Source organism: Serratia sp. PF-27, from assembly GCF_030053255.1.
In the GTDB taxonomy this organism is placed as follows: Bacteria; Pseudomonadota; Gammaproteobacteria; order Enterobacterales; family Enterobacteriaceae; genus Serratia; species Serratia bockelmannii.
The window spans coordinates 77,033-88,639 of record NZ_JASGBT010000006.1 but is presented as its reverse complement, the minus strand read 5'-3'; the positions used below and the strand labels follow the sequence as shown (position 1 = coordinate 88,639).

Sequence of the window (11,607 nt, the reverse complement as noted above, 5' to 3'; positions counted from 1 at the left end):
TTCAATGTCCCTGGAGAGGTAAGCAAAGGGGCGAAGCCGCCCCGTCTGGCGTTAGGGTTTTAAGATTTGCACGCCCGCCGTTGCGCGCGGCGCCTTGATCACCAGCAGCACCAGCAGCGCGCCCAGCGCGGCGACGCCGCCCGCCAGCATAAAGGCGCTGTCGAATTTGCCGGTGTTCTGCACGATGTAGCCGGTGACGATCGGCCCGATGATGCCGGAGACGCTGCCGATCAAATGAATGAACCCGCTGGCGCCGCCGACCCGGGATTTATGCACCACGTCCTGGATGATCGCCCAGTAGAGAGCGCCGGTGATGTAAAGGAAGAAGATCGACACCGACATCAGCATCACCGCCGGCACCACGCTGCTGACAGTGCCTGCCAACGCCACGCACACCGCCGCCGCCAGCAGGCTGGTGACCAGCACGATCTTGCGCGACAGCAGCAATTTGCCGGTGATGTTGAAGATCTTGTCGGAAATATAGCCCCCGAGCGCCAGCCCGACGAAGCCGACGATCCACGGGATCATCGTGGTCAGGCTCATCTCTTTGATGTTCAGGTTGTGCGCCTGCACCAGATACGAGGGGAACCAGCTCAGGAAGAAGAACAGGATGTAGTTGTAGCAGAAGAAGGCGAAGGCGGTGACCAGAATGATCGGCTGCTTCAGGTAGTAACCCAGCCCGTGCGCGGCGTCGCTCAGCGCGCTTTCCTCGCCGAGGTTTTCCTGTTTCAACTGTGCGATCAGCGCCCGTTCTTCGTTGCTGACGCGTTGGCTTTTCGCCGGGTTATCCGCCACCACGAAGAACCACACCAGCATCCAGACGATGCCGATGGCGCAGATGATCATAAACGCCGGCCGCCAGCCGAACGCCAGCGCCAGATAGCCGACGATCGGCCCGGCCACCGCGCCGCCCAACGGTGAACCGGCGCTGAGCAGGCCCATAGCGGTCGCCGCCTGTTTCTTCGGGAACCAGCCGTTGATCATCTTGTTGGCCGAGGCGCAGATCGGCCCTTCGGCCATGCCGAACAGGACGCGCAGGATCAGCATTGAGTAAAAGCCGGTGGCGATCGCCGTCATGCCGCAGAAGATGGACCACAGGCCGACCGCCACGCCCAGCACCAGCGTCGGGCCGAAGCGGTCGACCGCCAGCCCGCCGACGAAGTTGAAGATGGCGTAGCCGAAGAAGAAGCTGCCGAAGATCAGGCCGAACTGTTCGGCGTTCAGCATCAGATCCTGTTCGATCATCGGCACGGTGATCGACAGCGCTACGCGATCGAGGTAGTTGATCATGTAGACCATGAACAGCAGGAACACGATGGTCCAACGCAGGTTTTTAAACATAAAGCACTCCACTGGGTGTCGTTTTAATCGTGATGCTTCGTTGTTTGCACGGGCGGCGGGTGCCGCCCCATGCCCCGATGCTGCCGTGACGTTACTCGAACTGCAGCAGTACCTTGCAGCAGGTGCGCTGATCCCGCTCGAACATCTGCATTGCCCGTTCGACGTCGCCGGCGGGCACGCAGTGGGTGAGTAGCCGCTGCGGGTCTAGCTTGCCGTCCGCCATCCAGGCGATCACCTGTGGGAAGCGCGCGCTGTTCAGGCGCGAGGAGAAGATCGACAGCTCCTTGCTGGTGATGCTCTGCTGGGTCAGGGTGCAGGCGTCGCCGGAAAAGCCCATGATGCCGATGCGCGCCGCCGGCGAAGCCAGCGCGATCGCCTCCGGTAAAATGGCGGGGTGGCAAGCGGCATCGACGATCAGCGTCGGCTGAACGCCGCGCTGCTGCAGCGCCTGCGGCAATGCGGCCTCGGCGTTGTTGAATGTTTCGTCGGCGCCGTTGGCGCGCGCCATGTCCAGCCGCTCGGCGATGCGATCGACGACCCATACCTGCTTGACGCCATACACCCCTTTCAGCGTCTGGATCACCGTGAGCCCCATCGGCCCGGCACCGTAGATCAGCGCGATGTCGTCGGGGCGCGGTTGCAGATGGGCGGTAATGTTGGCGGCGATGCTGAAGGGCTCGATCATCGCGGCGTGGCGATCGCTGATGGCGGCCGGAACCGGATAGGCGTTGCGTGCCGGCACGCAGGCGTAGTCGCTGAAGCCGCCGTCGCGGTGCACGCCGATCACCTGCAGCGAGGTGCAGACGTTGGGGCGGCCGACCGAACAGGGATAGCAGTGGCCGCAGCTCACCACCGGGTCTACCGAGACGCGTTCGCCGAGGCGCGCCGGATCGACGCCTTCGCCCAGAGCATCGATCAGGCCGAAGAACTCGTGGCCGATCACCCGCGGGTAGCGGGCGAACGGGTTATGGCCGTGATAGATATGGACGTCGGAGCCGCAGATGCCGGCGAATTTCACCTTGACCCGCACCTCGCCGGCCGCCGGTTGCGGCAGCGCGCGCGTCTGCAGCGCCAGGCGCCCGGGCTGTTCGATCACGACGCTGCGCATGGTGTTTACCAGTTCCATAAGGTGCCATCCTCCAGACGTGCGACCGGCAGGTAGGCCGGTTCATACGGGTAACGGGCCGCCAGCTTCTCATCGAACTCGATGCCGATGCCCGGCTTGTCGCCCGGATGCATATAGCCGTCGTCGAACGTCCAGCTGTGCGGGAACACCTCGAGCATCTGCTCGGAATAGCCCATGTATTCCTGCACGCCGAAGTTCGGCACCCACAGATCGAAATGCAGCGCCGCCGCCATGCAGATCGGCGACAGATCGGAAGGGCCGTGAGAACCGGTGCGCACCTGATACAGCGAGGCGAAGTCGGCGATGCGCCGCATGCCGGTAATGCCGCCCGCGTGCGTCAGGGTGGTGCGGATGTAGTCGATCAGCTGTTCTTCGATCAGCTGTTTGCAGTCCCAGATGCTGTTGAACACCTCGCCGACGGCGATCGGCGTGACGGTATGCTGGCGGATCAGGCGGAAACAGGCCTGATTTTCCGCCGGCGTCGGATCCTCCATCCAGAACAGGCGATACGGCTCGGCGCTTTTACCAAAGCGCGCCGCTTCAATTGGCGTCAGGCGGTGGTGCATGTCGTGCAGCAGGTGCTCGTTGAAGCCGAACCTGTTGCGCACCGCGTCGAACAGTTTGGGGGTGAAATCGAGGTATTTTTCCGTCGACCACAGCTGCTCTTCCGGCCAGTCACCCTTGGTGGCCGGCTCATAGGCCTGGCCTTTGCCCTTGGCCATGCCGTAGGTGGTTTTCATGCCGGGCACGCCGCATTGCACGCGGATCGCCTTGAAGCCTTGTTCTTTATGTTTGGCGTAGTCGTCGAGCACCTCGTCGATCGAGTGGCCGGTGGTATGGCAATACACCATCACTCCCGAACGTGAGGCGCCGCCCAACAGCTGATACAGCGGCATGTTGGCGGCCTTGGCCTTGATGTCCCACAGCGCCATGTCGACGGCGGAAATGGCCGACATGGTCACCGGGCCGCGCCGCCAGTAAGCGCCTTTGTAGAAGAATTGCCAGAGGTCTTCGATCCGCTGCGCGTCGCGGCCGATCAACTGCGGGCAGAGGTGATCTTTCAGGTAAGAGGCCACCGGCAATTCGCGCCCGTTCAGCGTGGCGTCACCGAGGCCGATGATGCCGTCATCGGTGGTGATTTTCAGCGTGACAAAGTTGCGCCCCGGGCAGGTGACGAACACCTCGGCGTTGACGATTTTCATAACCTTCACATCCTGTAGCTGCGGAGAGATAGCGCGAAAATACGTCATGAACTAACTACCATACAAGTATGAATTGATGAATTTGCCGGAGAGGATCACATTTGATCGCGAGTGGAAGCGGATGAACGGAGGGGAATAAGTGGGGCGCAGCGGCTGCGCCCGACAAGGTCAGCCCAGCAGGGCGCAGTTAGGCGGCAGGCGGCATTCGATGGCCTGCGGCAACACTTCGATGCGGAAATGGCGGCCTTTGAGCGGTTCGCCGTCGAGGTTGAAGGTCATCTCATGCGGCGCGTCGATCTCGAGCCACGGCAGCGCCGCGCTGAGGATGCTGTTGCTCTCTTCGTCGTTGAACAGGGCGGCGACCAGCGCCGGCAGCAGTTCATCGGCGATCAGCAGGCGCAGCTGCAGCAGACCGTCGTTGATCAGCGCGCTGGGGCACAGTTCCTGGCCGCCGCCGGCCTGCTTGCCGTTGCCGATGCCGATCACCAATGCTTCGCCGGCCCAGCGGAAGTCCGGCCCGCGGATTTCACAGCGGTCGGCCTGCAGCGTATCCATGCGCAGCAAGCCGTGCACGAAGTAGGACACGCCGCCCAAGGCTGCTTTCAACTTCTCCGGTGTCTCGGTGGTGATGCGGGTGCCGAAGCCGCCGGTGGCCATGTTGATGAAGTAGCGCTCGCCGTTGACCTTCGCCAGATCGATCGGTACCGAGCGGCCCTTGATCGCCAGCTGCAGCGCCAGTTCGGGGGATGGGGGGATATTGCACGCCATGGCGAAGTCGTTGGCGGTGCCGAGCGGCAGAATGCCCAGCGCCGGCCGGTTATGCGCCGGCAGCTGCACCAGCGCGGCGGCCACTTCGTTGATGGTGCCGTCACCGCCGCCGGCGACGACGGTGCCGACGCCGAGTTGTGCAGCTTCCGCGACGTAGCGCGCGGCGTCGCCGTGCTCCCAGGTCACGCGCACGTACAGCGTGATTTGCTCTTCGCGCAGCCGTGTGACCGCCTGACGCAGTTCTTCGTTGCCGGCGCCCTTGCCGTTGAGAATAAGCAGGGCGGCTGCATGTGAGTGTTGAGGCATTACCGATCTCCTCCGGCGGAAAACCAAGAATGCCTCAAGATAAACCAGCCTACGCCGCCAAGCCATCAGAATATTCAGCTAATTCCGGTTATTTCCTATTGTGCCGTGAATATGAAGACGATGCGAATTTATCTGAATTTAACCTGACAATAAGCGGAATTTTAATGGCGGCAGGATTAATCGCTATAGCGTTATTTATATATCGATGTGGCGTTATTATTTTTATTAAAATGGATAACGGGAAAACGTAATGAAAAATAGGCGCACCGGCGGCAATGGCGGACCCATAAAGAAAAAGCCAGCCCAAGGGAGATTGGGCCGGCTAAGGAGGTGGTTCCTAGTATTGCTATGCAAATATTTTCGTTGTTCGTTTTAAGCAGCGTGATAGTAACCAAGCTGCGGGCACATTGATGTGATCCAATTCTAATATTTGCTAAAAATCGCCGCCGAATGGCGACGATTGATTGTTAGGCTCCGGCGCTATTTTCTTCCGCCAAATTGCGGATCAGCAATGCATAATTGAGATCAATATCCTGCGGGATCGGCAAATAAACGATATGGCCGTTGCCCGGCGCGACCTCAATCGGCTCGCCTTTCTTATTTTGCATGCTTTCGAGGGTGAACAGCACGTTGCCGCCTGGCGTCATCATCTCGACGCTGTCGCCGAGTGAGAATTTATTCTTCACGTCGACTTCCGCCCAGCCTTCGCGGCGCACGCCGGTGAACTCGCCGACGAACTGCTGGCGCTCGGAGAGCGAAGAGCCGTATTCGTAATTCTGCTGCGCTTCGTGCACGTGGCGGCGCAGGAAGCCTTCGGTATAGCCGCGGTGCGCCAGGCCTTCCAGCGTGGTGAGCAGGGTCGGATCGAACGGTTTGCCGGCAACGGCGTCGTCGATGGCGCGGCGGTAGACCTGGGCGGTGCGGGCGCAGTAGTAGAAGGACTTGGTGCGCCCTTCGATCTTCAGCGAATGCACGCCGAGCTGCGTCAGACGCTCCACGTGCTGGATGGCGCGCAGATCCTTGGAGTTCATGATATAGGTGCCGTGTTCGTCTTCGAAGGCGCTCATATATTCACCTGGCTTTTGCGCTTCAGACAGCATGAACACCTTGTCGGTCGGCGCGCCGATGCCCAGCGTCGGCTCGACGGTCTGCACCGGGATCGGTTCGTGCAGGTGCACGATATTGCCGGTGTCGTCCTCTTTGCCTTCCTCCGCCTTGTACTGCCAGCGGCAGGCATTGGTGCAGGTACCCTGATTGGGATCGCGTTTGTTGATGTAGCCGGACAGCAGGCAGCGGCCGGAGTAGGCCATGCACAGCGCGCCGTGGACGAAGATCTCCAGCTCCATGTCCGGCACTTCGGCGCGGATCTCGGCAATCTCTTCCAGCGACAGTTCGCGCGACAGGATCACGCGGGTCAGGCCCATTTGCTTCCAGAACTTCACCGTCGCCCAGTTAACGGCATTGGCCTGCACCGACAGGTGGATGTCCATCTGCGGGAAGGCTTCGCGCACCATCATGATAAGGCCAGGATCGGACATGATCAGCGCATCCGGGCCCATATCGATAACCGGCTTCAGATCGCGCAAGAAGGTTTTCAGCTTGGCGTTGTGCGGGGCGATGTTCACCACCACGTAGAATTTTTTGCCCAGCGCATGCGCTTCGTTGATGCCCTGCGCCAGATTCTCGTGGTTGAACTCGTTGTTGCGTACCCGCAGGCTGTAGCGCGGCTGGCCGGCGTAAACCGCATCGGCGCCGTAGGCAAAGGCGTAACGCATGTTTTTCAGCGTTCCGGCCGGGGAGAGAAGTTCCGGTGTAAACATAGTGTGTCTCGGTCTGATTTCAGGTCAGCACCACGCCACCTGATGGCGCAGTAAAAGCGGGGGATTGTAGCCGCAGCGCGGCAAGAAATCAGCAGTTAACCGGATTTATTCAAGGGAGATTGATCCCGGTCAAACGGAAAACGCGCGGTGGCGGCCACCGCGCGGGCGAAACGGGGGATCAGGCGCTCAAATCGCGGATATCGGTGGTCGGGCCGTTTTTCGTCACCGACTGGATACCGTTTTTGGCCGCGCTTTCGGAGCTGTACATTTCGCTGACGCCGATCACCTGATGGTTCTTGGCCTTCAGCACAAAATAGGGCTGATTGCTGGCGCTGTGCTTCAGTTCGTACTGCGCTTCGTGCGGTGAATTGGTCTGCACCGAGGCGATGCCGTTCTCCGCCGAGGCTTTGCTGGCATACATCTCGCTGGCCAGAATAATTTCGCCGTTACTGGCTTTCAGGTTGAAGTGGTACTGTCCGTTCTTTGCTTTTTTCAGCTCGTAATGACCGATTGCCATGGTTCTTCTCCTGTAGGTTCCGATTCGTGATGTAAGTGTAGCCAATCGCTTGAAAATCGGCGGCTAAACCTCACTGCAGCTTAGTCGAAAAAATGCGCAGTTTTTTTGCGCCGGCGCGGAGTTTTCATTCGGTGAGCCCGGCGCCGCACGGGAAGCTAAGGAAAGGCGCGGTGATTGCGCAGTGCGCCGCATAATGACAATTACGTGGTTTCATCGAGCAGCATTGCGCGTTACCGTTTGCCCGCTACGTAAAGGTGAGTGAAAAGTGAGCGATAGATCTTGGCATCGACGCGCTGCAGGCATATGCTTTGGCCTATGCCTGCTGTGGAGTGTCGAGATGGAAAGAATCGCCAAGCTGTTTAAAAACGGTAGAAATCAGGCGGTGAGGTTACCGGTGGAATTTGAATTTGATACGGATCGTGTGTATATCCGTCGCGATCGGGAGGGAAACGTGATTTTATCCAAATATCCGGCAAAGCCGGACAGCTGGGCACCGCTGCTGAGCATTATCGCCCAAACGCCGGTGCCGCAAGAGTTTCTTGGCGCGGAAGATCGTCAGCAAGGGGTTGCAGACCGCGATCCATTCTCAGAGGAAGAGTAGGCGATGTACATGTTTGATACCAACACCGTCAGCCACTTGTTTCGGCAGCATCCGCAGGTGCTTAACGTCATGCAAAAGCTCCCGCCTTCTGCCGTATGTATTTCCAGCGTCACGGAGGCGGAACTGCTTTACGGTGTGGCCAAACGGCGGAACAAAGCGTTGCAAAGCATGGTCGAGGCCTTTCTTGCTGCGGTGACGGTCTATGCATGGGATCGCGAGGCCGCCCGCTGCTACGGTGAAATGCGGGCAACCATGGGGAGAAAGGGCAAAATCATGGGCGCGATGGATCAACTGATCGCCGCTCACGCGCAGAGCCGTGGCGCGACGCTGGTGACCAACGATCGCGCATTCGCCATGGTGCCCGGGTTGGCGGTTGAAGACTGGACGCGCTGATTTCCCTCTAAACCCCATTCATCAGCCGGCAGGGCTCGGCTTCCCAGCGGTAGCCCACACCGTATACCGAGCGAATAAAGGATTTTTCCCCGTCGATCAGTTCCAGCTTGCGGCGCAGGTTTTTGATGTGGCTGTCGATGGTGCGGTCGGTGACCACCCGGTAGTCGTCGTACAGGTTGTTCAGCAGCTGCTCGCGAGAAAACACGTTGCCTGGCTGGCTGGCCAGCGTTTTCAGCAGGCGGAACTCCGCCGGCGTCAGATCCAGCAACTGCCCCTGATAGCTGGCCTGGAAGCGCGGTTCATCGATGTGCAGCAGATCATCTTCCCGCGCGTTCTCCTGCGGCCGATAGCTGCGGCGCAGGATGGTTTTCACTCGCGCCACCACTTCACGCGGGCTGTAGGGTTTGCAGATGTAATCGTCGGCGCCGATCTCCAATCCCAACAGGCGGTCAATCTCTTCGATTTTCGCCGTCACCATCACGATGGGCACGTCGCTGAAGCGGCGCAGCTCGCGGCACACCGTCAGGCCGTCGGCCCCTGGCAACATCAGGTCGAGTAAGATCAGCGCCGGCGGATGCTGGTGCACGGTCGGCACCACTTCATTACCGTTGGTCAGCCAGCGGGTGGCGTAGCCCGCCGCCTGCAGATAATCCACCAGCAGCTGGCCCAGCTTGGGCTCATCTTCAACAATCATGATCTGCACGGGTTGATTCTGAATGTCCATCAGGGCGCCTTATTTTTTATCGGGGTAGCAAATTCTACTGTAATGCGCACGCCGCCTAAAGGCGAATGCTCGGCGCGGATTTTCCCGTCGTGCGCTTCCACGATGTTGTGGCAGATCGCCAACCCCAGCCCTGAGCCGCCGCTGGCGCGGTTGCGTGAACCTTCCGCCCGATAGAAGCGTTCGAAAATGCGCGTCAGTTGCTGATCGCTGATGCCCGGCGCGCTGTCCTGCCAGCAGAGGATCAGTCTCCCCGGCTGCAGCTCGGCGCCGATCTCCAGCCGGCCACCGACGTCGGTGTAACGCAGGCTGTTTTCCAACAGGTTATTGAACAGCTGGTTCAGGCGATCGGGATCGCCGAACAGCGGCGCCTGGGCCGGCAGATGGGTGACGATCTCCAGCCCTTTGGCGCGGAAGCGTTCGCGGAAGGCGGCGACGGCGATCTGCACCAGGTGCACGCAGTCCACCTGCGCCTTGCGATAGGCCAGCGCGCCGAGATCGGAGAGCGACAGCTGGTGCAGGTCGTCGACCAGTTTGGTCAAGGTGGATACCTCAGCCTGCAGCGAGCTGAGCGACGCCGGCGTCGGCTGGCGCACGCCGTCCTGCAGCGCCTCCAGCTCGCCGCGCAGCACCGCCAGCGGCGTGCGTAGCTCGTGCGACACGTCGGCCATAAAGGCGCGACGCATCTGCTCGTTTTTTTCCAGCGAGGTGGCCAACTGGTTGAAGTCGTGCGCCAGCCTGCCCAGTTCATCCTGGCTGCTGACCGCCACGCGGGTGGTGAAATCGCCCGCCGCCAGGCGGTGGGTGCCCGCCACCAGGCGCTTGACCGGGGCCAGCATGCCGCGCGACAGCAGCCAGGTCACCGCCGCTGCCAACAGGGTGGAGAGCGCGACGATAATCCAACTGGTGCGCCGCTGCTGGCGATCGAAGTTGATGTCCGTATTGCGCGTCAGGCGCTCGACCGGGGTGGTGAGCACCCAGCCGACGATCTCGTTGTTATAGCGGATTGGGTGGCGCGGCCCCTCTTTCGGCAACGGGCCGGAATGCCCGACCAGCCGATTGAACTGGCTGTCCACCACCCAAAACTGGGTGCGCCAGCCCTTGGGCGGCAGATTGTGGCTGCTGTCGCTGTTCTGTTCGAACGAACGCATGATTTGGTAGACCACCTGATCGTTGTTGCGCAGGAATATCCAATTGCCATGATGGCTGTACTGTTCCTCCAGCGCTTCGCTCAGCATGTTGATGCGCTGCTCGTTGCTGCTCTTGATGTAATCGATAAAGCCGCGCTCAAAGCTGACGCGTACCCCCCAATGCATGGTGATCAACACCAGCATGCAGGTAGCGAAAATGGCCAGGAACAGCTTCCCGGTAATGCCTATCCTCATTGCAACCTCGTTGAGCCGGTACCCGGCTCTTTGTTCAGCGTGCGGTTGGGCGCGCTATCGGCCGGCACGCGCGCGAAGGCGAGCGCGGGCAGGGCGATAATCAACGCCATACAGCAGTAGCTGTAAATAAATGCGCTGTGAATGGCTGGGCTATCGGCCACCACCTGGTGATGGGCGAAGCTGCCGATCAAGATGCCGGCGACGCTGACGCCGAGGCTCATCGACAGCTGCATGACCATCGACAGCAGGCTGTTGCCGCTGCTGGCCAGCCGGTCCGGCAGATCTTTCAGCGTCAGGGTGTTCATCGCCGAGAAGCGCAGCGAGTTGACCATCCCCTGGAAGAACAGCACCACCGGCAGCAGCCACAGCCAGCCGAGCATCGTCGCCAGCAGGAAACTCAGGCTGACCAGCGCCAGCAGCAGCGTGGCGGCCACCAGCACGTTGCGGTAGCCGAAGCGGTTGACCACCTGCACCACGATGCGCTTCATGCCCATGCTGCCGATGATCATCGGGATCATCATCAGCCCGGCGTGGAACGGCGAGAAGCCCATGCCCACCTGCAGAAACAGCGGCGTCATGAACGGCAGCATGCCGCTGCCGATGCGCCCCAGCAGGCTGGCCAGCAGTCCGATCTTGTAAGTCGGGGTGCGCAGCAGCCGCAGCGAGAACAGGGCGCGGCTATTGCCGTAAGCATGCCAAACATACCCCAACAGCGCCGCCACGCCCAGCGCCACCAGGCCGGCGATGGCGCTGCCGGACAGCCCCATGCCTTTGTGGCCGTCGAGCGCCAGCGTCAGCGACGCCATGCCGATCGCCAGCAGGATAAAGCCGCTGACGTCGAAGCGGCGGGTCTGCATTTGGTAGTTGGGCATCAGCAGCAGCGTGGCGATGGCGCCCACGATACCCACCGGAATATTGATCAGGAAAATCCAATGCCAGCTGGCGTATTGCACCAGGAAGCCACCCAGCGCCGGCCCCATCAGCGGGCCGATTTGGCCTGGCAGCGTTACGAAGGTCATCGCCGCCATGTACTGCTCGCGCGGCACGATTTTCATCACCGTCAGACGGCCGACCGGCACCATCATCGCGCCGCCGACGCCCTGAAGCACGCGCGAGGCGATCAGTTCGTTCAGGGTTTCCGAGCGGGCGCAGAGGAGGGAGCCGAGGGTGAACAGCACGATGGCGCTGAAAAACACCCGCTGTACGCCGACCTTGTCCGCCAGCCAGCCGCTGGCCGGCAGCGTCACCGCCACCGTCAGCACATAGGAGACGATCACCGACTGCATGCGCAGCGGGTTCTCCCCCAGGCTGGCGGCCATCGAGGGCAGGGCGGTGTTGACGATAGTGGTATCCAGCGTCTGCATAAAGAAGCCGAATGCCACTATCCAGAGTTGCCAGCGTACTGTGGCGGTGTGTTTCATCAGCAT

General features: G+C 60.9%; 12 protein-coding genes. 3 read left to right on the top strand and 9 right to left on the bottom strand.

Features of this window, described 5'->3' with window-relative positions:
- Window positions 1-51 precede the first annotated feature (51 nt).
- From QMZ29_RS02230 to yegS, 4 genes are all read right to left on the bottom strand, one after another.
- Entirely contained in the window at window positions 52-1,341 is a 1,290-nt protein-coding gene (locus tag QMZ29_RS02230) for an MFS transporter (RefSeq protein ID WP_025303869.1), read from the bottom strand.
- A gap of 91 nt (window positions 1,342-1,432) precedes the next feature.
- Window positions 1,433-2,449, bottom strand: coding sequence for a Zn-dependent oxidoreductase (locus tag QMZ29_RS02225; RefSeq protein ID WP_261426734.1), 1,017 nt, complete (start codon window positions 2,447-2,449; stop codon window positions 1,433-1,435).
- Window positions 2,450-2,454: 5 nt separating this feature from the next.
- A complete protein-coding gene (gene manD, locus QMZ29_RS02220) occupies window positions 2,455-3,669 on the bottom strand; it encodes a D-mannonate dehydratase ManD (protein WP_025303867.1) in 1,215 nt (404 codons plus the stop codon).
- A 168-nt stretch (window positions 3,670-3,837) separates the two neighbouring features.
- Complete coding sequence (gene yegS / locus QMZ29_RS02215) at window positions 3,838-4,743, bottom strand: lipid kinase YegS (RefSeq protein ID WP_043137977.1); 906 nt, start codon at window positions 4,741-4,743, stop codon at window positions 3,838-3,840.
- A 29-nt stretch (window positions 4,744-4,772) separates the two neighbouring features.
- Here yegS and QMZ29_RS02210 point away from each other — a divergent pair, with 29 nt between their 5' ends.
- Window positions 4,773-4,994, top strand: coding sequence for a hypothetical protein (locus QMZ29_RS02210; protein WP_141998673.1), 222 nt, complete (start codon window positions 4,773-4,775; stop codon window positions 4,992-4,994).
- Window positions 4,995-5,210: 216 nt separating this feature from the next.
- Here QMZ29_RS02210 and trhP read toward each other — a convergent pair whose 3' ends face one another.
- Together trhP and QMZ29_RS02200 are read right to left on the bottom strand one after the other, a co-directional pair.
- Window positions 5,211-6,563 (bottom strand): prephenate-dependent tRNA uridine(34) hydroxylase TrhP, encoded by a 1,353-nt coding sequence (trhP, locus tag QMZ29_RS02205; protein WP_025303865.1) that lies wholly within the window; start codon window positions 6,561-6,563, stop codon window positions 5,211-5,213.
- 178 nt (window positions 6,564-6,741) lie between these two features.
- The gene (locus QMZ29_RS02200) at window positions 6,742-7,080 is read right to left on the bottom strand and encodes a YegP family protein (RefSeq protein WP_016926703.1); all 339 of its coding nucleotides are present in this window, start codon (window positions 7,078-7,080) and stop codon (window positions 6,742-6,744) included.
- 337 nt (window positions 7,081-7,417) lie between these two features.
- On the opposite strand from QMZ29_RS02200, the gene QMZ29_RS02195 reads away from it, so the two are divergent.
- Entirely contained in the window at window positions 7,418-7,681 is a 264-nt protein-coding gene (locus tag QMZ29_RS02195; RefSeq protein WP_004941563.1) for an antitoxin, read from the top strand.
- Between the two features lie 3 nt (window positions 7,682-7,684).
- Window positions 7,685-8,074 (top strand): type II toxin-antitoxin system VapC family toxin, encoded by a 390-nt coding sequence (locus QMZ29_RS02190; RefSeq protein ID WP_261127805.1) that lies wholly within the window; start codon window positions 7,685-7,687, stop codon window positions 8,072-8,074.
- A 7-nt stretch (window positions 8,075-8,081) separates the two neighbouring features.
- Here QMZ29_RS02190 and baeR read toward each other — a convergent pair whose 3' ends face one another.
- From baeR to QMZ29_RS02175, 3 genes are read right to left on the bottom strand one after another with little or no spacing between them, the layout of a single operon-like run.
- Window positions 8,082-8,798 (bottom strand): envelope stress response regulator BaeR, encoded by a 717-nt coding sequence (baeR, locus tag QMZ29_RS02185; protein WP_004941568.1) that lies wholly within the window; start codon window positions 8,796-8,798, stop codon window positions 8,082-8,084.
- Complete coding sequence (gene baeS / locus QMZ29_RS02180) at window positions 8,798-10,180, bottom strand: envelope stress sensor histidine kinase BaeS (RefSeq protein WP_049204856.1); 1,383 nt, start codon at window positions 10,178-10,180, stop codon at window positions 8,798-8,800. Before baeS ends, baeR begins: the two co-directional genes overlap by 1 nt.
- The gene (locus QMZ29_RS02175; protein ID WP_261426508.1) at window positions 10,177-11,607 is read right to left on the bottom strand and encodes an MFS transporter; all 1,431 of its coding nucleotides are present in this window, start codon (window positions 11,605-11,607) and stop codon (window positions 10,177-10,179) included. The genes baeS and QMZ29_RS02175 overlap by 4 nt, the downstream gene beginning before the upstream one ends.